The 25,341-nt window shown below is 74.3% G+C and carries 22 protein-coding genes and 1 riboswitch; of the genes, 16 read left to right on the forward strand and 6 right to left on the reverse strand.

Annotation, left to right across the window (positions count from 1 at the left end):
* Positions 1 to 133: 133 nt before the first annotated feature.
* Positions 134 to 616 carry a cupin domain-containing protein gene (locus ACIG47_RS18300; protein ID WP_397432444.1) on the forward strand — a complete coding sequence of 161 codons (483 nt, stop codon included), beginning with the start codon at positions 134 to 136 and terminating at the stop codon, positions 614 to 616.
* Positions 617 to 729: 113 nt separating this feature from the next.
* Here ACIG47_RS18300 and hisD read toward each other — a convergent pair whose 3' ends face one another.
* Entirely contained in the window at positions 730 to 2,055 is a 1,326-nt protein-coding gene (gene hisD / locus ACIG47_RS18305) for a histidinol dehydrogenase (protein ID WP_397432445.1), read from the reverse strand.
* A gap of 39 nt (positions 2,056 to 2,094) precedes the next feature.
* On the opposite strand from hisD, the gene ACIG47_RS18310 reads away from it, so the two are divergent.
* Complete coding sequence (locus ACIG47_RS18310) at positions 2,095 to 2,352, forward strand: RNA-binding S4 domain-containing protein (RefSeq protein ID WP_397412760.1); 258 nt, start codon at positions 2,095 to 2,097, stop codon at positions 2,350 to 2,352.
* A 33-nt stretch (positions 2,353 to 2,385) separates the two neighbouring features.
* Here ACIG47_RS18310 and ACIG47_RS18315 read toward each other — a convergent pair whose 3' ends face one another.
* Entirely contained in the window at positions 2,386 to 2,790 is a 405-nt protein-coding gene (locus ACIG47_RS18315) for a pyridoxamine 5'-phosphate oxidase family protein (protein ID WP_397412759.1), read from the reverse strand.
* 99 nt (positions 2,791 to 2,889) lie between these two features.
* Between ACIG47_RS18315 and ACIG47_RS18320 the strand changes: the two genes are divergently transcribed.
* Positions 2,890 to 4,200, forward strand: a complete 1,311-nt coding sequence (locus ACIG47_RS18320; protein ID WP_397432446.1) for a carbohydrate-binding protein — start codon at positions 2,890 to 2,892, stop codon at positions 4,198 to 4,200.
* 125 nt (positions 4,201 to 4,325) lie between these two features.
* Here the strand turns inward: ACIG47_RS18320 and ACIG47_RS18325 are convergent, their stop codons facing one another.
* Positions 4,326 to 5,195, reverse strand: a complete 870-nt coding sequence (locus ACIG47_RS18325; RefSeq protein ID WP_397432447.1) for an oxidoreductase — start codon at positions 5,193 to 5,195, stop codon at positions 4,326 to 4,328.
* A gap of 102 nt (positions 5,196 to 5,297) precedes the next feature.
* Here ACIG47_RS18325 and ACIG47_RS18330 point away from each other — a divergent pair, with 102 nt between their 5' ends.
* The 8 genes from ACIG47_RS18330 to ACIG47_RS18365 all read left to right on the forward strand — a co-directional run bounded on the left by ACIG47_RS18330 (position 5,298) and on the right by ACIG47_RS18365 (position 13,464).
* The gene (locus ACIG47_RS18330) at positions 5,298 to 6,158 is read left to right on the forward strand and encodes a helix-turn-helix transcriptional regulator (protein ID WP_397432448.1); all 861 of its coding nucleotides are present in this window, start codon (positions 5,298 to 5,300) and stop codon (positions 6,156 to 6,158) included.
* Between the two features lie 52 nt (positions 6,159 to 6,210).
* Complete coding sequence (locus tag ACIG47_RS18335; protein ID WP_397432449.1) at positions 6,211 to 8,760, forward strand: RecQ family ATP-dependent DNA helicase; 2,550 nt, start codon at positions 6,211 to 6,213, stop codon at positions 8,758 to 8,760.
* 88 nt (positions 8,761 to 8,848) lie between these two features.
* Positions 8,849 to 10,033, forward strand: coding sequence for a histidinol-phosphate transaminase (locus ACIG47_RS18340; RefSeq protein ID WP_397432538.1), 1,185 nt, complete (start codon positions 8,849 to 8,851; stop codon positions 10,031 to 10,033).
* Complete coding sequence (gene hisB / locus ACIG47_RS18345; RefSeq protein WP_397412746.1) at positions 10,030 to 10,629, forward strand: imidazoleglycerol-phosphate dehydratase HisB; 600 nt, start codon at positions 10,030 to 10,032, stop codon at positions 10,627 to 10,629. Before ACIG47_RS18340 ends, hisB begins: the two co-directional genes overlap by 4 nt.
* A gap of 4 nt (positions 10,630 to 10,633) precedes the next feature.
* The gene (locus tag ACIG47_RS18350) at positions 10,634 to 11,254 is read left to right on the forward strand and encodes a hypothetical protein (protein WP_397412744.1); all 621 of its coding nucleotides are present in this window, start codon (positions 10,634 to 10,636) and stop codon (positions 11,252 to 11,254) included.
* A 2-nt stretch (positions 11,255 to 11,256) separates the two neighbouring features.
* Positions 11,257 to 11,901 carry an imidazole glycerol phosphate synthase subunit HisH gene (gene hisH / locus ACIG47_RS18355; protein ID WP_397412742.1) on the forward strand — a complete coding sequence of 215 codons (645 nt, stop codon included), beginning with the start codon at positions 11,257 to 11,259 and terminating at the stop codon, positions 11,899 to 11,901.
* 91 nt (positions 11,902 to 11,992) lie between these two features.
* Complete coding sequence (gene priA, locus ACIG47_RS18360; protein ID WP_397412740.1) at positions 11,993 to 12,739, forward strand: bifunctional 1-(5-phosphoribosyl)-5-((5-phosphoribosylamino)methylideneamino)imidazole-4-carboxamide isomerase/phosphoribosylanthranilate isomerase PriA; 747 nt, start codon at positions 11,993 to 11,995, stop codon at positions 12,737 to 12,739.
* The gene (locus ACIG47_RS18365) at positions 12,736 to 13,464 is read left to right on the forward strand and encodes an SseB family protein (RefSeq protein WP_397412738.1); all 729 of its coding nucleotides are present in this window, start codon (positions 12,736 to 12,738) and stop codon (positions 13,462 to 13,464) included. The genes priA and ACIG47_RS18365 overlap by 4 nt, the downstream gene beginning before the upstream one ends.
* Positions 13,465 to 13,606: 142 nt before the next feature.
* Here ACIG47_RS18365 and ACIG47_RS18370 read toward each other — a convergent pair whose 3' ends face one another.
* The 3 genes from ACIG47_RS18370 to ACIG47_RS18380 are packed head-to-tail and all read right to left on the reverse strand — an operon-like array spanning position 13,607 to position 15,329.
* Positions 13,607 to 14,341 carry a S1C family serine protease gene (locus tag ACIG47_RS18370; RefSeq protein WP_397432539.1) on the reverse strand — a complete coding sequence of 245 codons (735 nt, stop codon included), beginning with the start codon at positions 14,339 to 14,341 and terminating at the stop codon, positions 13,607 to 13,609.
* Positions 14,342 to 14,379: 38 nt separating this feature from the next.
* Positions 14,380 to 14,928, reverse strand: coding sequence for a hypothetical protein (locus tag ACIG47_RS18375; protein ID WP_397412736.1), 549 nt, complete (start codon positions 14,926 to 14,928; stop codon positions 14,380 to 14,382).
* Complete coding sequence (locus ACIG47_RS18380) at positions 14,928 to 15,329, reverse strand: DUF1844 domain-containing protein (RefSeq protein WP_397432450.1); 402 nt, start codon at positions 15,327 to 15,329, stop codon at positions 14,928 to 14,930. Before ACIG47_RS18380 ends, ACIG47_RS18375 begins: the two co-directional genes overlap by 1 nt.
* Before the next feature lie 109 nt (positions 15,330 to 15,438).
* On the opposite strand from ACIG47_RS18380, the gene ACIG47_RS18385 reads away from it, so the two are divergent.
* The 5 genes from ACIG47_RS18385 (at position 15,439) to ACIG47_RS18405 (ending at position 25,329) form a co-directional block, all read left to right on the forward strand.
* Positions 15,439 to 18,495: an alpha-mannosidase gene (locus ACIG47_RS18385; RefSeq protein ID WP_397432451.1), complete on the forward strand. Its 3,057-nt coding sequence runs from the start codon at positions 15,439 to 15,441 to the stop codon at positions 18,493 to 18,495.
* 206 nt (positions 18,496 to 18,701) lie between these two features.
* Positions 18,702 to 20,003, forward strand: a complete 1,302-nt coding sequence (locus tag ACIG47_RS18390; protein WP_397432453.1) for an ABC transporter substrate-binding protein — start codon at positions 18,702 to 18,704, stop codon at positions 20,001 to 20,003.
* Positions 20,004 to 20,082: 79 nt separating this feature from the next.
* Complete coding sequence (locus ACIG47_RS18395; protein ID WP_397432454.1) at positions 20,083 to 20,244, forward strand: hypothetical protein; 162 nt, start codon at positions 20,083 to 20,085, stop codon at positions 20,242 to 20,244.
* Entirely contained in the window at positions 20,241 to 23,399 is a 3,159-nt protein-coding gene (locus ACIG47_RS18400) for a GH92 family glycosyl hydrolase (protein ID WP_397432455.1), read from the forward strand. Before ACIG47_RS18395 ends, ACIG47_RS18400 begins: the two co-directional genes overlap by 4 nt.
* Positions 23,400 to 23,646: 247 nt before the next feature.
* Positions 23,647 to 23,757, forward strand: a riboswitch (SAM riboswitch).
* 411 nt (positions 23,758 to 24,168) lie between these two features.
* Complete coding sequence (locus ACIG47_RS18405; protein WP_397432456.1) at positions 24,169 to 25,329, forward strand: LLM class flavin-dependent oxidoreductase; 1,161 nt, start codon at positions 24,169 to 24,171, stop codon at positions 25,327 to 25,329.
* The last annotated feature ends 12 nt before the right edge of the window (positions 25,330 to 25,341 follow it).

A 25,341-nucleotide genomic window follows, 5' to 3' on the forward strand; every position in this document is an offset into this window, starting at 1 on the left:
CACGTGCAGGTGTGCGACATTCCTCGCGTACCGGGGAACTGGTGTCAATGCTTCTGCACGCGTTTCACCCGGGTTGTCACAGGTGGCGGGGGTACGTGGTCAACCGTGCGACATCGACGAAAGGTGCAGCACGATGACAGTGTCAGAGAACCACGCGGCGCACGGGCACGGGACCGGCGGCCATGACGGCGGCGGACAGGGGGCGGCGTCGGGCGGCTGGACGACGGCGGCCCGGATGCTCCAGGACGCCTCACCGATCACCGTTCCCGAGGGCGCCTCGGCGATGACGATCCACGTGGCGTGGGAGCCGGGGGACCCGGGCACGCCGCCGCACCGGCACTCGGGGCCGGCGTTCGGGTACGTGATCCAGGGGGCGGTCCGGTTCGAGCTGGAGGGTGAGCCGGAGCGCGTCGTCGAGGCCGGCGGCACCTTCTGGGAGCCGGGCGGCGACGTGATCCACTACCAGGACGGCAATGCGCTCGGCGACGCCCGGACGGAGTTCGTGGTGACCATGATGTGCGCGCCGGGCAAGCCGATGCTGGAGCTGGTGGACGAGGCGGAGCTGGCGGAGCGGGCCCACCTGCGCGCGCCGCGGCCCACGTCCGCGCCGAGCTAGGACGGCCGCGACGCAGGACGGCGGCGGAGCGGAACCGCGGCGGGGACGGAACGGCAGCATGGCTGCGGTTCCGTCCCCGCCGCCGTCCTACCTCGGCAGGGCGGGCCGGCGGGTCAGTGGAAGCGGCCCCGGACCGCCTCGCCGTGGGCCGGCAGGTCCTCGTCGTTGGCCACGGCGACGATGCGGTCGGCGAGCGCGCCCAGCGCGTCGCGGTCGTACTCCACCTGCTGCACCGACTTGAGGAAGCTGTGCACGCCCAGGCCGCTCGCGAAGTGCGCGGTGCCGCCCGTGGGCAGCACGTGGTTCGAGCCGGCCATGTAGTCGCCCAGCGACACCGGCGACCAGGGGCCCACGAAGATCGCGCCCGCGCTGTGCACCCGGGAGGCCACCGCGGCGGCGTCCGCCGTCTGGATCTCCAGGTGCTCCGCGCCGTAGGCGTTGACGACGGCCAGCCCGGCCTCGACGTCGTCCACCAGGACGACGGCGGACTGCGGACCGTCCAGCGCCTGTGCCACGCGGACGGCGTGCTTGGTGGCGGAGGCGAGGTCCTGGACCCGGGCCTCGACCGCGGCCGCCAGCTCGACGGAGTCGGTGACCAGCACGGAGGCGGCCATCGGGTCGTGCTCGGCCTGGCTGATGAGGTCGAGGGCCACGTGCCCGGCGTCGGCGGTGGCGTCGGCGAGGACGGCGATCTCGGTGGGGCCGGCCTCCGCGTCGATGCCGACGACGCCGCGCACCAGGCGCTTGGCCGCCGCGACGTACACGTTGCCCGGGCCGGTGATGACGTCGACGGGCTCGCAGAGGGTCTCGCCGTCCTGCGGCTCGCTGCCCGCGGCGCCGTAGGCGAACATCGCCACTGCCTGCGCACCGCCCACGGCGTACACCTCGTCGACCCCGAGCAGCGCGCAGGCCGCGAGGATGGTCGGGTGCGGCAGGCCGCCGTTGTCCTTCTGCGGCGGGGACGCGACGGCGAGACCGGGCACGCCGGCCTCCTGCGCCGCGACCACGTTCATCACCACCGACGACGGATACACCGCGAGCCCGCCCGGCGCGTACAGGCCGACGCGCTGTACCGGGATCCACCGCTGCCGCACGACGGCGCCCGGCGCGAGCTCGGTCACGTGGTCGGTGGGCACCTGGTCGGCGTGCACCCGGCGGACCCGGCGGATGGCCTCCTCCAGCCCCTCGCGCACGAGCGGCGTCAGGCTCTCGACGGCGGCCGTGAGCGCCTCCGCGGGCACGCGCAGGTGCTCGGGGGACACGCCGTCGAACCGCAGCGCGATCTCGCGCAGCGCGGCCGCACCGCCCTCGCGGACCTGGCGGAGCAGGGGCTCCACCGCATGGACCGCCTCGTCCACCCCGACCTCGGCTCGGGGCAGGACGGCGAGGAGCTCGCGCCGGCCGAGGGACCGGCCGCGCAGGTCGATGCGTTGGATCACCCGGCCAGTCTATGGCGGCCGGCGGGGGACAATGCTGTGGTGTCCAACTCTCGCGCTCACTCCAGCCCCGACTCCGCAGTGCCCGAGGTCCCCATCCGGGACGACGTCATCCGGCTGGGCCAGTTCCTCAAGCTCGCCGACCTCGCCGAGGACGGCGCGCAGGCCCGCGACCTGATCGCCGACGGGGAGGTGCGGGTCAACGGCGAGGCCGAGACCCGCCGTGGCCGGCAGCTCGTGCGCGGTGACGTGGTGAGCGTGCAGATGCCCGCGGGCGAGCAGTCGGCGAAGGTCGGCTGACCGGCGCGGGCCGGCCCACCGGGCTCGGGGCGCTCAGGAGGCCATGTAGGTCGAGGCCATGGCCTTGTCGACCGTGATCCGCAGGACGATCCGGTCCGGGTTGGGTGACTGCTCGCGGTAGCGGCGGGCGTACCGGGCCTCGGCCTCCGCGATCTCGGCGGGGTCGTCGCTGAGGGTGATGGTGCCCTCCAGGGTGAGCCAGCGCGCCCGGTCGAACTGGCACAGGGCGGCCCGCTGCTCGCCGCCGTCGGGCAGCGGGCGGATGTTGCGCGCCTTGAACGACGTGCGGTTCGCGGTGACGCGCGCGACCCCTTCCTCGGCGTCCCAGGTGAAGCCGACCGGCACCACGTGCGGTGTCCCGTCGGGGCGCAGGGTGGTGAGGGTCGCGAGGTGGCGCTCGGTGACGAAGACGAGCTGCTCGGGGTTGAGTCGGAACACGTCGCGAGTCTAGGTGGGCGGGTGTGGGTTCCCCGTATATGCCGCCGGAGCGGATATGGCTAGTGTCCTGACAAATATCCGGCGTCGAAGGGGAGCCCCATGAAGCCGCGTACCTCGTTCCTGGCGGCGGGCATCGCCGCCCTGCTGAGCATCGGGCTGGCCGTGCCGGCCGTCGTCGCGCAGGCGGGCCCGACGACGACGGCCGCCGCCGACTGCACCGCGGCCGCGTGGACGGAGGGCAGCACCTACGCCGCGGGCGACCACGTGACCCACCGGGGCCGCGGGTACACCGCCCTGGTGACGCATACCGCGCACGTCGGGGCGGGCTGGAGCCCCGACGCGACACCCACCCTCTGGACCGACGACGGCGCGTGCGCCACGCAGCCCGACCCCGACCCCACCGACCCGACGCCTGACCCCACGGATCCGACCCCGGACCCGGAGCCCACCCCGGCGGACTGCAGCCAGCGCCCCAAGCCGTCCGGCAAGGTGCTGCAGGGCTACTGGGAGAACTGGGACGGCGCGAGCAACGGCGTGCACCCGGGCCTCGGCTGGATCCCGGTCACGGACTCGCGCATCACCCAGCACGGCTACAACGTGGCGACGCTCGCGTTCCCGGTGATCCGCTCGGACGGCACGGTGCTGTGGGAGGACGGCATGGACTCCGGCGTCCGCGTGCCCACCCCCGAGGAGATGTGTGCCGCCAAGGAGGCGGGCCTGACGATCCTGATGTCGATCGGCGGCGCGACCGCCGGGATCGACCTGTCCTCGCAGGCCGTGGCGGACCGGTTCGTCGAGACCATCGTGCCGATCCTGCGCGAGTACAACTTCGACGGCATCGACATCGACATCGAGACCGGCCTGACCGGCAGCGGGTCGATCACGCAGCTGTCCACGTCGCAGGCCAACCTGATCCGGATCATCGACGGGGTGCTGGCCGGCATGCCGGCCGGGTTCGGCCTGACCATGGCGCCCGAGACCGCGTACGTGACCGGCGGCAGCGTGACCTACGGCTCGATCTGGGGCTCCTACCTGCCGATCATCAAGAAGTACGCCGACAACGGTCGCCTGTGGTGGCTCAACATGCAGTACTACAACGGCTCGATGTACGACTGCGCCGGCAACTCCTACGCCGCCGGGACCGTGGCCGGCTTCCAGGCGCAGACCGACTGCCTCGACGATGGCCTCGTCATCCAGGGCACCACGATCCGCGTGCCCTACGACAAGCAGGTGCCCGGCCTGCCCGCCCAGCAGGGTGCCGGCGGCGGGTACATGGCGCCGTCGCTGGTCTCGCAGGCCTACGGCTCGTACGACGGGGCGCTCAAGGGCCTGATGACCTGGTCCATCAACTGGGACGGGTCGCGCGGCTGGACCTTCGGCGACAACGTGAAGGCGCTCCAGGGCCGGTAGTCCCGGGAGCGGGCCCGACGGCGAGCAGCTGGGCGCTCGCCGTCGGGTCTCCTGTTGTCAGGCCTCGGGAGGGCTGCCGGGGCTGACCACCGGGAGGCCCAGGTGCCGCGCGGCGGCGTCCTGGGTCACGAGCCGATCGAGTTCAGCACCGCCAGCTCGTCCTCGGGCAGCACGAGGCTCGCGGCCGCGACGTTCTCGCGCAGGTGAGCCACCGCCGACGTGCCCGGGATGAGCAGCACGTTCGGCGAGCGCTGCAGCAGCCAGGCCTGCGCCACCGCGGCCGGGGTGCTCCCCAGGCGGGCGGCCACGGCGTCCAGCTCCGCCGACTGCAGGGGCGAGAAGCCACCCAGCGGGAAGTAGGGCACGTAGGCGATGCCCTGCTCGGCCAGGGAGTCGATCAGCGCGTCGTCGGCGCGGTTGGCGATGTTGTAGAAGTTCTGCACGCACACGACCGGGGCGATCGACTGCGCCTCGGCGACCTGCTCGGGCAGCACGGTGCTCACGCCCAGGTGCGCGATCAGGCCCTCCGCCTGCATCTCGGCCAGCGCGGTGAACTGCCGCGCGAGCGAGCCCGGCTCCGGCCGGTCCACACCGCCCACGCGCAGGTTCACGACGTCGAGCCGGTCCAGGCCGAGGTGCTCGAGGTTCTGCTCGACGGCGCGGCGGAGCTGGTCGGGCTCCTGGGCGGGCGGCCAGCCACCCTGCGCGTCGCGGACCGCGCCCACCTTCGTGACGATGTGCAGGCCCGCCGGGTAGGGGTGCAGGGCCTCGCGGATGATCTCGTTGGTGACGTACGGGCCGTAGAAGTCGGCGGTGTCGATGTGGGTCACGCCGAGCGCGACCGCCTCCCGCAGGACGGCGACCGCCGCCGCGCGGTCGGCGGGCGGGCCGAAGACGCCGGGACCGGCGAGCTGCATGGCGCCGTAGCCGACGCGGGAGACGGTGATGTCGTCGGAGAGCGTGTACGTGCCGCCGGGGATCGTGTTCGTGGTCATGACGTCCACGGTCCGCCGGTCCGGCGCGGACAGGCAGTACCCGGCGCTTCCTGGGAGTGCGGGGACCAGGCACCGTCGGGCGCCGCGTCCTACGGTGGGTGCATGGCCGACAACCAGCTGGGCGAGTACCTGCGGGCGCGCCGTGAGCTCGTGCGGCCCGGCGACGTGGGGCTGCCGGCCGGGGGCGTACGCCGGGTCGCCGGCCTGCGCCGCGAGGAGGTGGCCCTGCTGGCCGGGATCAGCGCCGACTACTACCTGCGGCTCGAGCAGGGCCGCGACCGGCACCCGTCCGTGCAGGTGGTCGAGTCGCTCGCCCGGGTGCTGCTGCTGGACGAGCCCGCGACGCGGCACCTGCTCAGGCTCGCGGCGCCGGCCCCGCGCCGCCGTCGGCGCAGCCGCCGGGAGGTGGTGCCCGCCGGGACGTTGCGGCTGCTGGACCGGGTGGGCGTCCCGGCGTACGTCGAGGGGCGGTACTTCGACGTGCTCGCGGCGAACGCGCTGGCCGGTGCGCTGTCGCCGAACCTCCGGCGCGGCGGCAACCGGCTGCGCGACCTGTTCCTCGACCCCGCCGAGCAGGCGCTGCACGGGGACTGGCCCGACGTGGCGCCGAAGATCGTCGCCCGGTTCCGCGAGGCGGTCGGCACGGAGACCGACGACGAGCGGGTGGAGCGCCTCGTGGGGGAGCTCTCGCTCGCCTCGGAGCGGTTCCGCACGCTGTGGGCGCGCCACGACGTGAACCTCGGCACGCCGCACACCACGCGCATGCTGCACCCGCAGGTCGGGGAGCTGGACCTGGACATGGAGAAGCTCTCGATCGTGGGCACCGACCGGCAGATGCTCGTGCTGCTGCACGCGGACGCCGGTTCGCCCACCGGGGAGCGGCTCGCGCTGCTCGCCTCGCTCGCGGCGTCGTCCGGCGTGGGACCGCACCCCGCCGCGAGCGAACCCGCCGACGTCACCTAGGGCTGTGGACGACCGGGTCGCGGTGTCGGTGGCCTCTCCTAGGATCGGTGGCGTGACCAAGGACCCCTTCGCAGACCTGCCCTTCGCCATGGAGGAGCCGCCCGACGACGCCCTCCTGACCGAGGTCGGTGATCCGGCGCTGCCGCCGTCGGCGCGGAACACCCCCGAGGCGCAGGCGGCCAAGCTGCAGATGCTGCGGGGCCTGCTGGACGACGGCGGGGTGGCGCCTGCGGCGCCGGTCCGCCGGCCGGTCCGGACCGAGGTCGCGGATGGTGGCGCGGCCGGGGACGCGGACGTGGACCAGGCGGCGGCCCCGGACGTCGCGGGCGAGGAGTCCCTGGAGGAGGCGGAGGCGCCTGCCCCGCGGGCCACGGCGGCGACGCCCGGCGCCTCGCTGCGCGAGGAGGCCGAGGCAGCGCTCCGCGAGCTCGTCGGCCGCGACGACGCGCGGCTGCGCGACGACCAGTGGACGGCCATCGAGGCGCTCGCCGCCTTCCGTCGCCGGGCCCTGGTGGTGCAGCGCACCGGGTGGGGCAAGTCGGCGGTGTACTTCGTGGCGACCCGGCTGCTGCGGGCCCGGGGCGCCGGGCCCACGGTGATCGTGTCACCCCTGCTGGCGCTCATGCGCGACCAGATCGCCGCCGCCGCCCGTGCGGGGATCCGCGCGGTCACCATCAACTCGGCGAACATGACGGAGTGGGACGAGGTGCACGCGTCGATCGCCCGCGGCGAGGTGGACGTGCTGCTGTGCTCGCCGGAGCGGCTGAACAACCCGGGCTTCCGCGACGAGGTGCTGCCGCGGCTGGCGGCCGACGCCGGCCTGGTGGTCATCGACGAGGCCCACTGCATCTCGGACTGGGGCCACGACTTCCGGCCCGACTACCGGCGCATCCGTACCCTCCTGGCCGACCTGCCCACGGGTATCCCCGTGCTGGCCACCACTGCCACGGCGAACGAGCGCGTCACGCAGGACGTGGCCGAGCAGCTCGCCGTGCACGCCGACGGCACGGCCGCCGAGGACGTGCTGGTGCTGCGCGGCGCGCTCGACCGGGAGTCCCTGCACCTGGCGGTGCTGGAGCTCGGTGACCAGCCCACCCGGGTGGCCTGGCTGGCCGAGGCGCTGCAGGACATCGAGGGGTCCGGCATCGTGTACTGCCTCACCGTGTCGGCGGCGGAGCAGGTCGCCGAGCAGCTGCGCGGCTACGGCCTCGCCGTCGCCGCGTACACGGGCCGGACCGAGCCGGCCCAGCGGGAGCAGCTCGAGGCCGAGCTCAAGAACAACGAGGTCAAGGCCCTGGTGGCCACCTCGGCGCTGGGCATGGGCTTCGACAAGCCGGACCTCGCCTTCGTGGTGCACCTGGGCGCGCCGTCCTCGCCGATCGCGTACTACCAGCAGGTCGGCCGTGCGGGCCGCGGCGTCGACCAGGCGCTGGTGGTGCTGCTCCCCGGTACCGAGGACAAGGCGATCTGGGACTGGTTCGGCGAGCAGGCGTTCCCCGCCGAGGGGCAGGTGCGCGTCACCCTGGACGCCCTGCGGTCCGGCGGCACCCTGTCGACCGCCGCGCTGGAGACGCAGGTGGACCTGCGGCGGTCCCGGCTGGAGACCATGCTCAAGGTGCTCGACGTGGACGGCGCGGTCCGGCGTGTGCGCGGCGGCTGGGAGTCCACCGGCCGGGAGTGGTCGTACGACGCCGAGCGGTACGCCCGGGTCGCCGCGACCCGGGCCGCCGAGCAGCAGGCGATGGTCGACTACGTCGCCACCCCCGGGTGCCGCATGGCCTACCTGCGGGCCCAGCTCGACGACCCCGACCTGGCTCCGGGCTGGTCGTGCGGCCGCTGCGACCGGTGCGGCGCGATGGACCTGCCCGAGGCGCCGGACGCGGAGGCGGTGGCCGCCGCGCGCGCCGAGATGGACCGGCCCGGCGTGGAGGTCGAGGCCCGCAAGATGTGGCCCACCGGCCTGGCGGCGATCGGCCTGGACCTCAAGGGAAAGATCCCGCCCGGCGAGCTGGCCGAGCCCGGGCGCGCCGTGGCGCGCCTCGACGGCCTGGGCTGGTCGGGTCCGCTGCGTGACCTGCTCGCCCCGAACGCGCCCGACGGCGAGCTTCCGGTCCACCTGCGCCGGGCCGCGGCCCGGGTGCTGGACGAGTGGGAAGCGCTGCGCCCGCCGGTCGAGACCGCGCAGGACGAGCAGGACGAGCACGACGCGAGCGGCCAGGAGGGCGCCGTCGTGCCCGAGCCCGGTCCGCTGGTGGTGGAGGCCGTCGTGGCGGTCCGTTCCGTCAAGCGGCCGCAGCTGTCGTACCACCTGGCCACGGGGCTCGCGAAGTACCTGGGCGTGCCGATGATCGGCGCGATCGGCCCCGTCGCCGGCCAGGAGGAGCCGGGCCGGCACGACGTGAACTCGGCGATGCGGCTGGCCGGTGTTGTCCGGCGCCTGCAGCCGCAGCTCGGGGAGGCCGCGCTGCGCGGGCTGCCGGGCCGGGCGGTGCTGCTGGTGGACGACTACACCGACTCGGGCTGGACGCTCACGGTCGCGGCCCGGCTGCTGCGCCAGGCGGGCGCGTCCGCCGTCTACCCGTTCGTCCTGGCGATCCGGTGACCGCCCGGCGTCCCGTGACGTGTCCCACGCGCCCGGTGGGCGGACTCGTACCGGGCCGGTGCCGCACGCTTCGTAGACTGGTGCGGTGATGACCCACGCCGTCGACCAGCACAGCGCCTCCGCGCCCGCGGTGCGGCTGCCGTTGCGTCCGGAGCTCGCGGACGAGCAGCCGTACGGCGCGCCGCAGCTCGACGTCCCCGTGCTGCTGAACGTCAACGAGAACCCGTACCCGCCCGGCGAGGACGTGGTGGCGACCATCGCCGAGGACGTCGCGCGCGCGGCGCGCGGCATGAACCGGTACCCGGACCGGGACGCCACGGCGCTGCGGCGGGACCTGGCCGACTACCTCGCCCTGGAGACCGGCGTCAGCCTCGACCGCTGCGACGTGTGGGCGGCGAACGGGTCCAACGAGGTCATGCTGCACGTGCTGCAGGCGTTCGGCGGGCCCGGCCGTACCGCGCTGTCGTTCGCGCCCACCTACTCCATGTACCCGGAGTACGCGCGCGACACCCACACCACGTGGGTGGTGGGCCGCCGTGCGGAGGACTTCACGCTGGACCCGGAGTACGCCGCGCAGAAGATCCGCGAGGTGCGCCCGTCGGTGATCCTGCTGGCCAGCCCGAACAACCCGACGGGCACGGCGCTGCCCGCGGCCACGGTCGAGGCGATCTGCGAGGCGGCCCTGGAGGTCGACCTCGACGGGGCGCGCCCCGTCGTCGTCGTGGACGAGGCGTACGCGGAGTTCCGCCGTCCGGGCACGCCGTCCGCGGTCGCGCTGCTGGAGCGGTACCCCCACCTCGCGGTCACCCGCACCATGTCCAAGGCGTTCGCCGCGGCCGGGGCGCGTCTCGGCTACCTGGTCGGCTCCGCCGACTTCGTCGACGCGCTGCGGATCGTGCGCCTGCCGTACCACCTGAGCGCCATCACGCAGGCCGCCGCGGGCGCCGCGCTGCGGCACCGGGAGTCGCTCATGGCGCAGGTGGCGACGCTGCGTGCCGAGCGTGACGCGACGGTGGCCTGGCTGCGCAAGCAGCACCTGCCCGACGGGCGGCCGTTCGAGGTCGCGGACACGGACGCCAACTTCGTGCTGTTCGGCACGTTCGCCGACCGGCACGCCGTCTGGCAGGGTCTGCTGGACCGCGGTGTCCTGATCCGCGAGACCGGCCCGGACGGCTGGCTGCGGGTGTCGATCGGCACGTCCGCCGAGATGGCCGCGTTCCGCGCGGCGCTCGTCGAGGTGCTGCAGGAGCAACCAGGAGGAGAGCAGGCATGAGCCGGACAGCACGCGTGGAACGCGCCACCTCCGAGTCGAAGGTGCTGGTCGAGCTCGACCTCGACGGCACGGGCCGCACCGAGATCAGCACGAGCGTGCCCTTCTACGACCACATGCTCACGGCGCTGGGCAAGCACTCCCTGATCGACCTCACCGTGCAGGCGACCGGTGACACGCACATCGACGCCCACCACACGGTCGAGGACGTCGCGATCAGCCTCGGCGAGGCACTGCGCCAGGCGCTCGGCGACAAGGCCGGCATCTCCCGGTTCGGCGACGCGCTCGTACCGCTCGACGAGGCGCTCGCCCAGGCCGTCGTGGACGTGTCGGGCCGGCCGTACCTGGTGCACGAGGGTGAGCCCGCGGGCCAGGAGTACCACCTCATCGGGGGGCACTTCACGGGTTCGCTCACCCGGCACGTGCTGGAGTCGATCGCCCACCACGCGGGCATCTGCCTGCACGTGCGGGTGCTCGCGGGACGCGACCCCCACCACATCGTCGAAGCACAGTTCAAGGCGCTGGCGCGTGCGCTGCGCGCCGCCGTCGCCCTCGACCCGCGGGTCGAGGGCATCCCGTCCACGAAGGGTGCGCTCTAGCAGCATGTCTGACAGCACCAGGCCCGACAGCAACAGGCCCGACAGCAGCACGCCCGGGAACGACGGGCACGAGGTGGGCGACGACCTGCCCGAGCTCGACCTCGGCGACCTCGAGATCCCGGACGACCTGTCCTCCCTGACCGGCAGCGGCGAGCCCGAGTTCGCCGCGATCATCACGCAGATCGCCGGTGCCGAGCCGCTGGCCGCGGCCAGCTCGCTGGCGCAGCTCGACCTGGACGCGGTGCCGACCTCGATCGGCGCCGTCGGCGTGCTGCGCGACCGCTCGGGCGACGCACCCGAGCAGGCGGCCGCCGCGATCTCCCAGCTCGTCCGGGGCGTCCCGCTCGTCCTGGTGACCCGGACGGGTGAGCAGATGACGGCGGTGCGGTTCGCCGACGGCGTCCGCGGCGACGAGCTCGCGCCCGGCCTCGTGCTGGGCGGCGCGCCCGAGAGCGTCGTCGACCTGCTGACCGGCGCCACGAGCGTGGCCGACGCCGAAGGCGTGGTCGGCTCGACGTCGATCAGCAAGTTCAAGGCGGTGCGGATGCTGACCTCGGCGGCCCGCAAGGCTCGCAAGGGGCTCGGCAAGGGCGAGCCGGGCGCGAGCAGCACGGGCGGGGCCTGAGCATGGGCGCCCGCGTCGTCGTCCTCGACTACGGCTTCGGCAACGTCCGTTCCGCGGTCCGTGCCCTCGAACGCGTGGGCGCGGACGTCACGCTGACCGCCGACCGCGCTGCCGCCCAGGACGCGGACGGCCTGGTCGTGCCGGGCGTGGGGGCGTTCGCCGCCTGCATGGCGGGCCTGACCGCGGTCCGCGGGCACGAGGTCGTGGGCCGCCGCCTGGCCGGCAACCGGCCGGTGCTCGGCATCTGCGTGGGCATGCAGGTCATGTTCGACGCGGGGGTGGAGCACGGCGAGCGTGCCGAGGGCATCGGCGAGTGGCCGGGCGTCGTCGAGCGGCTCCAGGCGCCCGTCGTCCCGCATATGGGCTGGTCGCCGGTCGAGGTGCCGGAGGGCTCGGTCCTGTTCGACGGCATCGCCGACGAACGCTTCTACTTCGTGCACTCCTACGCCGCCCAGACCTTCACCAAGGGCCACGACGAGAACGCCGTGAGCCGGTTCCGCCCGCCGCGGGTGACCTGGGCGGACCACGGCGGCCGCTTCGTCGCCGCGGTGGAGGACGGCCCCCTGTCGGCCACCCAGTTCCACCCGGAGAAGTCGGGCGACGCGGGCTCGGAGCTCCTGAAGAACTGGCTGACCACCCTGGCCTGACCGTTGAGTGCTGGACATTCGCCCTTCTGGCACACGAAAGAGGGCGAATGTCCAGCACTCAACAATCCAACCTGAGAGATTGTGGAGAGAGATGACCGAGCGACTTGTGCTGCTGCCCGCCGTCGACGTGGCCGACGGCCAGGCCGTGCGCCTCGTCCAGGGGGAGGCCGGGTCGGAGACGTCGTACGGCGACCCGCTGACGGCCGCGCTGGACTGGCAGGCCGGTGGCGCCGAGTGGGTGCACCTCGTGGACCTCGACGCCGCGTTCGGCCGCGGCTCCAACGCCGAGCTCCTGGCCCGCGTGGTCGGCGAGCTCGACGTGCAGGTCGAGCTGTCCGGCGGCATCCGTGACGACGAGTCTCTGGAGCGGGCCCTGGCCACCGGCGCGCGCCGCGTCAACCTCGGCACCGCCGCACTGGAGGACCCGGCCTGGACCGCGAAGGCCATCGCGGAGCACGGCGACCGCGTCGCCGTGGGCCTCGACGTGCGCGGCACCACGCTCGCCGCACGCGGCTGGACCAAGGAGGGCGGCGACCTCTGGGAGGTGCTCGCCCGCCTCGACGAGGCCGGCTGCGCCCGCTACGTGGTCACCGACGTGACCAAGGACGGCACCCTGCGCGGCCCCAACCTCGACCTGCTGTCCGACGTCGCCGCGCGCACCACCGCGCACGTCGTCGCCTCGGGTGGCATCTCCTCGCTCGACGACCTGCGCGCCCTGCGCGAGCTCGGCACCATCGAGGGCGCCGTGGTCGGCAAGGCCCTGTACGCGGGCGCGTTCACCCTGCCGCAGGCGCTCGACGTGGCGGGCCGCCCGGGCACCGCCGGGGACGCCGCGTGAAGTCGATCCAGCCCTCCAGCCAGTTCGCGGGCGACGACGGCTCGGCGGACGCCGAGCTGACCCGGCTGCTCGCGGGTCACACGACGGGGACGGTGCCGCTGCGCGACGTCGTCGCCCGGCTGGCCGAGACCCGGGTGCTGGTGCCGGTGCTGGCCGAGCTCGGCGTCGCGGAGCAGAACCCCGACGGACTCACGGTCGACAAGGAGGCGTCCTCCGGCGTCGTCGCGCTGGAGGCCCCGGACGGGCGGCGGGCCCTGCCGGTGTTCACGTCCGTCGAGACCATGCGGGCCTGGCGCGCGGACGCCCGGCCGGTGCCCGTCGAGGCGACGCGTGCCGCGCTGTCCGCGGTGAACGAGAACTGGGCCCTGATCGTGGTGGACCCCGCCGGGCCCGCCACGGCGCTGGTGCCGCGCCCCGCCGTCTGGGCCCTGGCGCAGGGTCAGTCCTGGCAGCCCGCCCTGGTGCCGCACGAGGACGGGATCGTCGTGGACCCGGAGGTCGCCTCCGAGGTGGCCGTCGCCGCCGGGCCGGTGCAGCACGTGGTGCGCGCGCACGCCGAGCCGGGCCGCACGGCGGAGGTCGCGGTCGTGCTCGCCCTCGACCCCGGCCTGGACCGCGCAGGGCTCGACGCCGTGCTGGGCCAGGTCAACGCCCGGCTGGCGGCGTCCGAGGTGATCTCGTCGCGCGTGGACTCCCTGGAGCTCCGCATCGGCGCGGCCCGCTGAGCCTCGGGCGGCGCGGCAGCGACCGGTACCGCAAGCGATCGGCACAGGGACCGGCACAGGGACCGGCACAGCCGCGACCATGCACCTGCTGCCAGGACGAGCCTCGTCCTGGCAGCAGGTGCATGCTCGTCCCAGCCGGGCCCTAACAGCCCTTCGCCGGGGTGAACGCCGTGTCGTCGGCCAGCATCTCCTGGAGCGTCGACAGGGGCACCAGCAGGCTGTTGTCGTCGGCCGTCTTGGCGTAGACCACGCCGATCACGCGGCCCTTGGCGTCCAGCGCGGCCGATCCGGACGAGCCCGGCTCGACCGGGGCGTCGGTGAGCAGCACCTCGCCCAGGTTCGCGTTCAGCGGGTCGCGGGTGGTGCCCATCACCGCGCCCTCCGTCACCGTGAGCTCGCCGCCGGCGGGGTAGCCCACGACCGTGACCGGGTCGCCCGGCTCGGGGTCGGCCTCGGCCAGCTTCGGGTACGAGGGCAGGGGGTCGGTGGTGCGGACCACGGCGAGGTCGGCCAGGCCCGCCGTCGACGTCGCGCCCACGGTGATGTCGTGCCCGTCGTAGGTGCTGACCTCCAGGTCCCGCGAGTCCGCGACCACGTGCTTGTTGGTGATCAGCGTGTGGTCGTCGATGGCGAAGCCCGAGCCCGTCGACAGCTCCTCGCAGCCCACGTTGCGGATGCGCACGGCCATGCGCTCCACGGCGTCGAACCCGTCGGGACTGAGGGCGTCGCCGCCCGCGGCGGGGGACAGGCCGACCGGTGCCGAGGGCACGATGTCGCTCGGCACCGGGTCCGGCAGGGGCGGCAGCACACCGCAGCCGGCCAGCGATCCGGACAGCAGGGACCCGCCCAGCGCGGCGGCGGCGACCGCCCGCCCCACCCGGGACGCCCGGCCCGCCCGCGAGCGGACCGTCCCCCTCACGGGCGCAGCTCCTGCTGCAGCGTCTGGTTCGCCTGCTCGGCCTCGTCGCACAGCGCGTTGACCTGGCGCTCGTAGCGGCGCAGGTCCTCGGCCTGGTACTGGTCGGCCTCCTTGAGGTAGCCGACGAGCTGCTCCTGACCGGACACGCACTGTCCCAGGGCGGACGCCACGGTGCCCGCGGCCGCGCTCACCTGCGTCTGGTAGTCCAGGTACTGCTGGGAGGCGACGTTCTCGTCACCGAGCTGCGCCTTCTCGTTGGCCAGGTCCGTGATGCGCGCCGTCGCCGTGGAGAGCTGGTCCCGGGCGGCCTGCAGCTCGGACCCGGCGGCGTCGAGCTGCATGCGCAGCGTGGCCACCTCCTCGGCGTACTCGTGAGCCTTCTCCTCCCACTCGGCGGCGTTGCGCTGCCAGCGGACCGTCGTCACCCACAGGTACGCGCCGACGGCGATCGTGGCCACCAGGAGCACGGCGAGCCAGCGCGAGCCACGACGTGGCCCCGGGGCGGGCACGGGTCCGGGGGCCGTCACGACGGGAGCCTCGGTCATCAGACGACGGAACCCGTGTACTTCTCGCCCGGCCCCTCGCCCGGCGCGTCGGGGATGACCGACGCCTCGCGGAACGCGAGCTGGAGGCTGCGCAGCCCGTCCCGCAGCGAGCGGGCGTGCTGGTTGCCGATGTCCGGTGCGCTCGCGACCACCAGCGCGGCCAGGGCGGTGATCAGCTTGCGGGCCTCGTCGAGGTCCTTGAGCTCTTCGGCGTCGTCACCCTCGGCCAGGCCGCACTTGACCGCCGCGGCGCTCATCAGGTGCACGGCGGCGGTGGTGATGACCTCGACCGCCGCAACCTCCGCGATATCGCGTGTTGCCTGGTCAGCGCCCATGTCGGCGCTTGTGGCCGTGCCTTCACCGGGGACGGTGCCGGTGGGTGTCTCGTCGGTGCTGCTCATGGGGACCATCCTTTCATCCCCTCGGGGGTGCGGACGCCCCGCGAGCGACCCTGCCGGTGTGGGTTAGCCTGCGTGCGTTCAACGGCGACACAGGGGGAGGCCCTCTTCGATGCACGACGACATCACTCTGACCACCGGGCGCGCGACGCGCGTCCTCACAGAGCGCATCTGGCCGGCGGTCCACGGGACGTCCGTCCCGCTGGAGGTCGAGTGGCACGCCCTGCCCGGGGAGCCGATCCCCCCGGCGGACGGGCTCGCCCTCGCGATGGAGCCCTACGAGGTCGGCACGCCGTGGGGTCCGGCCTGGGGCACGACCTGGTTCCGGCTCACGGGCACGGTGCCCCAGGAGTGGGCCGGCCGTACGGTCGAGGCGGTGCTCGACCTCGGCTTCGACAGCAGCATGCCCGGCTTCCAGGCCGAGGCGCTCGTCTACCGGCCCGACGGCACCACGGTGAAGTCCATCAACCCCCGCAACCAGCACGTCCCCGTGGCGGACGCGGCGGCGGGCGGCGAACGGGTCGAGCTGTTCCTGGAGGCGGCCTCCAACCCGGTGCTGCTCGGGCACGACATGTTCCGCCAGACCCAGGAGGGCGACGTCCGCACGTCGTCCCGGCGCCCGCTGTACGCCACGCGGCGCCTGGACCTCGCGGTCTTCGAGGCCGAGGTGCACGAGCTCGCCCTCGACGTCGAGGTGCTCCTGGAGCTCCAGGCGGAGCTGCCCGCGGGCCCGCGCCGCATGCGCGTGCTCCAGGCGCTCGACGACGCCCTGGACGTGCTCGACCTGCAGCGCATCGGTGAGACGGCAGCGGCGGCCCGTGCGGCGCTCGCGGACGTGCTGGCCAGCCCTGCGGAGGCCAGCGCCCACGAGATCTCCGCCGTCGGGCACGCGCACATCGACTCGGCCTGGCTGTGGCCGGTGCGCGAGACGATCCGCAAGGTCGCGCGCACGACGTCGTCCATGGCCGACCTGATCGACCGTACGGACGACTTCGTGTACGGCATGTCGTCGGCGCAGCAGTACGCCTGGGTCAAGGAGCACCGCCCCGAGGTGTGGGCGCGGGTCAAGGAGGCCGTGGCCAAGGGCCGGTTCCTGCCGCTGGGCGGCATGTGGGTCGAGTCCGACACCGTGATGCCCTCGGGCGAGGCGCTGGTGCGCCAGTTCTCGCAGGGGCAGCGGTTCTTCGAGCGTGAGTTCGGCCTGCGGTCCCACGGCGTGTGGCTGCCGGACTCGTTCGGCTACTCGCCGGCCCTGCCGCAGCTCGTCCGCCGTGCCGGGTTCGACTGGTTCTTCACGCAGAAGATCTCCTGGAACCAGGTCAACGTCTTTCCGCACCACACGTTCTGGTGGGAGGGCATCGACGGCTCGCGCGTGCTCACGCACTTCCCGCCCATGGACACCTACAACTCGCGGCTCTCGGGCGAGGAGCTCAGCAAGGCGACCCGCCAGTTCCGTGAGGCGCGGCGCGCCACGGGTTCGATCGCACCCGTCGGCTACGGCGACGGCGGCGGCGGCACCACCCGCGAGATGACGGGCAAGGCACAGCGCCTGGCCGATCTCGAGGGCAGCGCGAAGGTCCGCTGGGAGCACCCCGACGCGTTCTTCGAGCGGGCGCGCACGGAGCTCGACGCTGCCAGGCACGGTGACAGCGCTGTCTGGGTGGGCGAGCTCTACCTGGAGCTGCACCGCGCGACGCTCACCTCGCAGCACAAGACCAAGCAGGGCAACCGCCGCAACGAGCAGCTCCTGGTCGAGGCCGAGGCGTGGGCGGCGACGGCGTCGGCCCGGACGGCGGCCGACTACCCCTACGAGGAGCTGGACGCGCTGTGGCAGCAGGTGCTGCTCATGCAGTTCCACGACATCCTGCCGGGCACGTCCGTGGCCTGGGTGCACCGCGAGGCCGTGGAGCGGCACGCGGCGGTCACCGCCGGCGCCCAGGACATCATCGAGCGTTCCCTGCGGGCCCTGGTCGGTGAGGGGGACGTGGCCCTGCGGGCCAACCCGGCCGCGTTCGCGCAGGCGGGCGTACCCGCCCTCGGCGTGGGCCCCGCACAGGCGCCGACGGCGGCGGCGAGCACCCTGGCGGAGCTCGACGGCGGCGGGTACGTGCTCGCCAACGACCTGGTCCGGATCACGCTGGACGCCGCCGGTCACGTGACCTCGGCGGTGGACCTGGCCACGGGGCGCGACGCCGTGGCACCCGGCCGGGACGCCAACGTGCTGCAGCTCCACCAGGACTTCCCCAACAAGTGGGACGCCTGGGACGTGGACCGGTTCTACCGCAACTCGGTGACCGACCTGCGCGAGGCCGAGAAGGTCTCGGCCGCCGTGGAGGACGGCGTGGCCGTGGTCCGGGTGCACCGGGTGTTCTCGGCGTCCAGCCTGGACCAGGTGCTCACGCTGGCGCCGGGCTCCCGGACGCTGGAGGTCACGATGGCCACCGACTGGCACGAGACCGAGAAGTTCCTCAAGGTCGCGTTCCCGCTCGACGTGCGCGCCGAGCACGTGGCGGCCGAGACCCAGTTCGGCTTCCACCAGCGGGCCACGCACACCAACACGAGCTGGGAGGCCGCCAAGTTCGAGACCTCCATGCACCGGTGGGTGCTGGCGCAGGAGCCGGGCTTCGGCGTCGGCCTGGTCAACGATTCCGTGTACGGCTACGACGTGACCCGCGAGGTGTCCGACGACGGCGTGGCCCCGGCCCCGGGCGCACCGGACGTGACGACCACCGTGCGTCTGTCGCTGCTGCGCGCCCCGCGGTTCCCCGACCCGGAGACGGACCAGGGCGTGCAGACCCACCGGTACGGCCTGGTGGTGGGCGTCGACACGGCGGCCGCGACCGAGGCGGGCGCGACGTTCGGCGCGCGGCCGCGTGAGCTGCGCGGCGGGTCCGCCGTCGAACCGCTGGTCGCCGTGGCAGGTGGCGTGACGCTGTCCGCGGTCAAGCTCGCCGACGACCGCTCGGGCGACCTCGTGGTGCGCGTCTACGAGGCGCTCGGCCGCCGCGCGTCGGGCACCGTGACGGTCGCGGCCCCCGTGGCCGGGGCGCGGGCGGTCAGCCTCATCGAGGACGACCTGGCCGACGCCGTGGTGCCGGTGACCGACGGCGCCGTCACCGTCGACCTGGGCCCGTTCGAGGTGCGCACCCTGCGCTTCACGCGGGCGTAGGGCGGGACTGCCCGGACACCCGCGCGCCGTGCCGGACGCACAGGTCACCCGTGTGACCCGTGCGTCCGGCACGGTGCCGGGGCAGGCGCCCGCCCGTCTTGACACCGGTCCGGCCCGGCGGGACTCTGGGCGCGCTGAAGCGCACTCGTCGCGGTGGCGACGGCATCCCTCAGGACGCGACGGGGCTTCTGCTGGAAGGAACTGCGATGAACTCAGCCAGGACCGGGGCCGCGGGCCTCGCCCTGACCGTGCTGGTCGCCGTCGGCGGCTGCACCCTCGGCGGAGCGGACGCCCCGCAGGACGCCACCGGGCGGGACGACGCCGTCGTGGACGTCCCGGGCGACGTGACGGGTGCGGTCACGCTCCAGACGTGGTCGCTCACGCCGAAGTACACCGCGTACGTCGAAGGCGTGATCGCCGACTTCGAGGCGACGTACCCCGGCACCGAGGTGACGTGGCTCGACCAGCCGGGCGACGGCTACTCGGAGAAGGTGCTCGCCCAGGCCGCGGCCGGTGAGCTGCCGGACGTGACGAACCTGCCGCCCGACTTCGCGCTGCCGCTGGCGCGCGAGGGCCTGATCGAGGACCTCTCGGCCCTGGACGACACCCTCGCGGACACCTATGTGCCCGGCGCGGTGGACGCGTACCGGTACCGGGGCGTGGAGGGCGTCTTCGGCTACCCCTGGTACCTGACCACCGACGTGAACTACTGGAACACCGAGATGTTCGAGGCGGCCGGCCTCGACCCCGCGGCGCCGCCCACGTCGCTCGAGGAGCTCGTGGCCCAGGCCCGGACCATGAAGGAGGCGACCGGCGCCTACCTGATGAGCCGCAAGCCCGGCCTGGGCGACTTCGCCGCCGCGGGCGTGCCGGTGCTCTCCGCGGACGGCACCGAGCTCACGTTCAACACCCCTGAGGCGGCCGCCGTCCTGGACGTCTACCGCGACGCGTACGCCGAGGGCCTGCTGCCCGACGACGTGCTCACCGACGCCTACCTCGGCAACAGCCGGCTCTTCGCCGAGGGCAGGGTGGCCTGGTCCACGGGCGGCGGCAACTTCATCGACAGCGTGCTGGCGGACAACCCCGCGCTGGAGGGCAAGATCACCGCGTCGCCGTCCATCGGGGCCACTCCGCTGTACGTGCAGGGCGTGTCGGTCTCCAGCCAGTCGCGCAACCAGCTGACGGCGCTCGCGCTGGCCCGGTTCCTGACCAGCGCGGCCAACCAGGAGGCGTTCGCCCAGCAGGTGCCCGGCGTCTTCCCGTCCACCGCCTCCTCGCAGGAGGACGCCGCACCGGCCGGGGGCGGCGACACCCCGCAGGACGTCGCGAAGCAGATCGCGTTCAGCCACCTCGCCACCGCGCAGGTGCTGCAGCCGGTCGAGGTCGACGAGGCGATGACCACCATCATCAACCAGCAGCTCGCGGCGGCGATCGCGGGCGACAGGTCCTCGCAGGAGGCCCTCGACGCGGCGGTCGAGGAGTGCAACAGGCTGCTCGCCGACCAGTGAGCTCTCCGATCGTGTCCCGGGGCGGCTGCCGGCCGGCCCCGTGACGCCGCGCGCTCACCCGCACGACACCCGTACGACAGTGCCGGCGGACCTCGCGCAGGACGAGGCCGCGGCAGCAACCAGGGCGCTGGTCGCCCACGACGAAAGGCCCACCGCCATCGTGTACGACTCCGACGTGACCGCGCTCGCGGCCGTCACCGTGCCAACCGAGCCCGCCCGGACCCTGGGGGTGGTGGCATGACCGGGCCCGCACACGTCCCCGCGGGCCGCCCCGGCGCCGGGCTGACCAGCGAGCACGCACGGCTGGTCAGCCACGAGGGCCCCGGCCGCACGGTCGTGGTCGACGACCTCGACGTGCCCCTCGCACCGGGCCTGGTCCTGCGCTGGGCGGTCCTGCCCGTGCTCGACGACGAGCTCACCTACCGTTCCACCCACGTGGCCGTCGACCTCCGGCTCGACGACGGCACCTGGCTCGGGGCGACCGACGCCGGGCGTGGCCTGACCGACCAGCACGGCATGCCGGCGTCCGCCACGGGACAGGGGGAGGCCCGGATCCTGGTGCCCGACCACTGGAACGTGGTGCGCGTCGACCTGGACGCCGCGGCGGAACACCTGGCCGGTCGCCGCGTGCGCGCCGCGGCCCTGGTCACCGCACCGCCGGACGGCGGGCGCACCGAGGTGTGGCTGGACGAGGTGAGCGTCGCACCGCGGCCCGAGCGCACCGTCACCGGTCGCACCGACCTGGTGGACACCCGCCGGGGCACGCACTCCTCGGGCGCCTACTCGCGCGGCAACAACGTGCCGGCGGCCGCGGTGCCCAACGGCTTCACGATGTGGGTGCCGCTCACGGACGCCGCCACGGAACGGTGGCTGTACTCCTGGGCCGCGCACAACGGCCCGGACAACCGGCCCCGCCTGCAGGGCATCGGCATCTCGCACGAGCCGAGCCCGTGGATGGGTGACCGGGACCAGCTCGCGTTCCACCTGGTCCCGGCCCGGACGGACGACGACGGCACGACCGACGTGCCCGACGCCGGCCTCGCCGCCCGCGCCCTCGCCTTCTCCCACGACGCCGAGACCGCCCGCCCCCACCGGTACGCCGTCGACCTGGACGGCGGCGCCCGCGTGGCCGTCGCGGCGTCCGACCACGGCGGCCTGCTGCGGTTCACGTTCCCGCCCGGCGCCGCCACCGGCCACCTCGTGGTCGACGCCGTCAGCGACGCGGGAGCCGACGGCGCCCCCGTCGAGATCACCGTGCACGACGACGGCACGTTCACCGGCTGGAGCGACCACGGCAGCACGCTGTCCGTGGGGCGCTCCCGGATGCACGTCGTCGGGCGGATCTCGCGGCCGGTGCTGCGCAGCGGCCCGGCGCGCGGGCGCCCGTACGCCACCTACGCGACCGTCGCGCTGGACCCCGCGACCCGGCCGGGCGACGAGGCGGGCCGGACCGTCGACGTGCGTGTGGCGACGTCGTACATCAGCGAGGAGCTCGCCTGGCTGGCGCTGGAGCGCGAGGTGTCCGGCACCTTCGACGAGGTCGCCGAGGCGACCAGGGCCCTGTGGGAGGAGCGGCTCGGCGTGCTCGACGTCGAGGGCGCCACCGAGGAGCAGCAGGTCACGCTCTACTCAAACCTCTACCGCCTGAACCTCTACCCGTCCTCCTACACGGAGGTGGGGGCGGACGGCGAGCCCGTGCACGCCTCGCCCGTGCTCGACGGTGCGCCCGTGCGCCCCGGCGAGATGTTCGTCAACCACGGCTTCTGGGACACCTACCGCACCTGCTGGCCCGCCTACGCCCTGCTCTACCCGGAGATCGCCGCGCGGCTCGCGGACGGTTTCGTGCAGCAGTACCGCGAGGGTGGCTGGGTGGCCCGGTGGTCGTCCCCGGGCTACGCCGACCTCATGACCGGCACGTCGTCCGACGTCGCGTTCGCCGACCTGCACCTGCGCGGCGTCGACCTGCCCGACCCGCTGGACACCTACGACGCCGGGCTGCGCAACGCGACCGCCCTGCCGACCCTGCCGGGGGTGGGCCGCAAGGGCCAGGCCTTCGCGCTCACCCGCGGCTGGGTGCCCCGGGACGTGGACGAGTCGGTCTCCTGGGGGCTGGAGGGCTACATCAACGACGCGGGCCTGGCGCGGATGGCACGGGCGCTCGCGGACGCCCCCGGCACCCCGGACGAGCGCCGCCGCGCGCTGCGCGACGAGGCCGCCTACCTGCACCAGAGCTCCCTGGGGTACGTGCACCTGTTCGACCCGGACACGGGCTTCTTCCGGGGCCGCGGCCGGGACGGGGCGTTCGCGCCGGGCCCGTTCGACCCCGACGAGTGGGGCGGCGACTACACCGAGTCCGACGCCTGGAACTTCCTGTTCCACCCGGTGCACGACGGCCCGGGACTGGCGGCCCTGCACGGCGGCCCCGCCGGGCTGGAGGCTCTGCTGGAGCGCTTCTTCGCCACGCCGGAGCGGGCGGACAAGCCCGGCTCCTACGGGTCGGTGATCCACGAGATGGTCGAGGCGCGTGACGTGCGGCTGGGCCAGCTCGGCCAGTCCAACCAGGTCTCCCACCACATCCCGTACGTGTGGCTCTTCGCTGGCCGCCCGGACCGCACCCAGGAGACCGTGCGGGAGATCCTGGCGCGGCTGTGGACGGGCAGCGAGATCGGCCAGGGCTACCACGGCGACGAGGACAACGGGGAGATGTCGGCCTGGTACGTCCTGTCCGCCCTGGGGCTGTACCCGCTGGAGATCGGCTCGTCGCGCTGGGCCGTGGGCTCGCCGCTCTTCGAGCGGGCGGTGGTGCACCGGCCCGACGGCGACCTCGTGGTCGAGGCACCGGGCGCGGCCGGCCGCTGGTACGTGGCCGGCCTGGACCTGTCCGACGGCGCAGGTACGACCCGGGAGGTCACCGCGCCGTCGGTGGAGCACGCCGACCTGACCGGGGGAGCGACGCTGCGGTTCAGCCTGTCCGGGACGCCGGCCCGCTGGGGTGCGCAGGTGGCGCCGGCGGCCGCCGACCGGCCCTGGGAGCGCGCCGAGGGCGGGTGGTCGTCCGCCGGCCGCCCGCTCCCGGGGCTGACCGACGGGGACCTCACGACGGCCGTCGACGTGGCGGGGACGCTCGTGTGGCAGCCGTCCGGGGACCTGCCCCAGGGTGCTGTGCTGCGGGGGTACACGGTGACGTCCGGGCCCGGGGACGCGGGGGCGCCGCCGTCGGGCTGGCGTCTGGTGGCCGAGGACGGGCGCGTGCTGGACGAGCGCTCGGGGGAGCGGTGGCGGTGGCCGGGCCAGCTGCGCCCGTTCGTGCTCGACGAGCCCGTGCCGCTGACGGGACTCCGGCTGGAACCGGCCGACGGCGGCCTGGTCACCCAGATCGAGCTGCTGACGAGCTGACGCTCCGGGGGCGGCGGAGGCGGGCGCAAAAGTGCGCTTCTACCCAGTCATCAGGCCCGGAAACCCATCGGTTTCCGGGCCTGATGACTGGGTAGAAGCGCACTCTGCGTGGCGTGGGCGCATCGGGGAGGTCCCGGCATGTGAGATCCGGGAAAGGATCGTTGACTTCTATGGGTTCCATTCGTATCTTCTAGGCATCGAGATCTACCGTACTTATCCGACCGGAAAGGTATAGAAAATCTCGACAGGTCATGAGTTCCGACGCGAAGCCCCGGCTGGTCGGACGGCAACCCCCCGCGCGGGTGGGTGCCCCGGGTGAGGACCAGGTCCACCGCCGCCGGCGGTGACAACACGCGTCGCTCGCCGATGGGCGAGCAGGTGAGGAGAACGACGATGACCCGGAGCGCTGCCCCCGCCGTCCACGTGTCCCTGCCGTCCCGGAACGTCTGCACGCGGGCTGGTGCCGCCCCGCACGAGGGCATGTGTTGCCGCTGTTCCTGTCGCTGAACCCGACAGTGACGGCCTGATCGCGACGTCCCTGTCGCGACAGTGCCCGACGTGCTGACCGGCCGCCACCGGTCCGCCGCCCGCTCTCGGCGCCGAATGCCGAGCCCCGGCCGCACCAGGCCCTCACGTTCCTGACCGGACGTCTCACTCCTGCCTCCCGGCAGCCACGCTCCCGGGCGACCCCAGGCACCGTCGTGCACCTGGCACGACGGCGGGGGCCTGCCCGGGTGCCGCCGCGCCGCAGCCCGAACGGAGCCCCGCCGTGCCGTACCCGCCGCAGCCCACGTCCCTGTCCACCGCCCTCTCGCCCCGTCCCGTCGTGCTCGGCGTGGACCTCACCTCCGCCGGCGCCCGCCCCGGTGCGCACCGGGCACGTGGCCCGGTCGCGCCGCGCCCGTTCGACGGCGAGCGGTTCCTGCACCTGGTGCGGACCGCCGACCGCGGCCTGCTCGACTTCGTCAGCCTCGACGAGGGCTTCCTGCTCCACCCGGGGCGCAGCCAGGTCACCGGCCGCCTCGACACGGCCGTCGCCGCGGCCCGCGCCGCGCGGGTCACCGACGGCATCGGCCTGATCGCCGCCGTCGACACGGTGCACGTGGAGGCGGCCCACGCCGCCGTCGCCCTGAGCAGCATCGACCGCGCCAGCGGCGGCCGGGCCGGCTGGCAGGCCGTACGCCAGGTCACGCTCCCCGAGCCCGACGAGGCCTGGGCCACGCGGGTCGAGCTCGGCATCCAGGCCGTGACCCAGGTGTGGACCGGCCGTCCCGGCAGCGGGGCGGGAGCGGTCGAGCTCGACGCCGAGGGCCGGTTCCGCGTGGACCACGACGGCATCCGGTTCGCCGTCCGCGGCCGTCCCGCCGACGGCGGCACCCCGCCGCCCCGGACGCCCCCGCCCGTCGTGGTGCGCGTGCGCTCCGAGGCGAGCGCGGCGCTGGCCGGCCGCACCGCCGACGTCGCCCGGATCGCGGTGACGGACGCCGGGCACGCGGTGCGGCTGCGCCGCCTCGTGCGCGACTCGGCCCTGTCCGCCGGACGCGACCCCGAGGACGTGCGGGTGCTCGCCGAGGTGTACGTCGTGCTCTCCACGGAGCGGGCCGGAGCCCGCGCGCGGCTGGAGCTCGTGGAGGCGCTGGAGGGCACCGCCCCCATGGGCGACGGGCTCGTGGTCGCCGACACCCCGGACGAGCTGGCCACCCTGATCGCCGACTGGGCGACGGTCGGCGCCGTCGACGGGTTCCTGCTGCGGCCCTCCTCGCTCAGCTCGGACCTCGACACCATCACCGACCACCTGGTGCCCGCGCTCCAGCACGCGGGCCTGTTCCGCACCGAGCGGACCGGGACGACACTGCGCGGCGCGCTCCGGCTGCCCGACGCGGCGACGGTCGCCCGCGAGCTGCGCACCGGGCGGCTGCTGAGCGCCTGAGCACCGTACGAA

This window comes from Promicromonospora sp. NPDC052451 (assembly GCF_044547525.1).
In the GTDB taxonomy this organism is placed as follows: Bacteria; Actinomycetota; Actinomycetes; order Actinomycetales; family Cellulomonadaceae; genus Promicromonospora.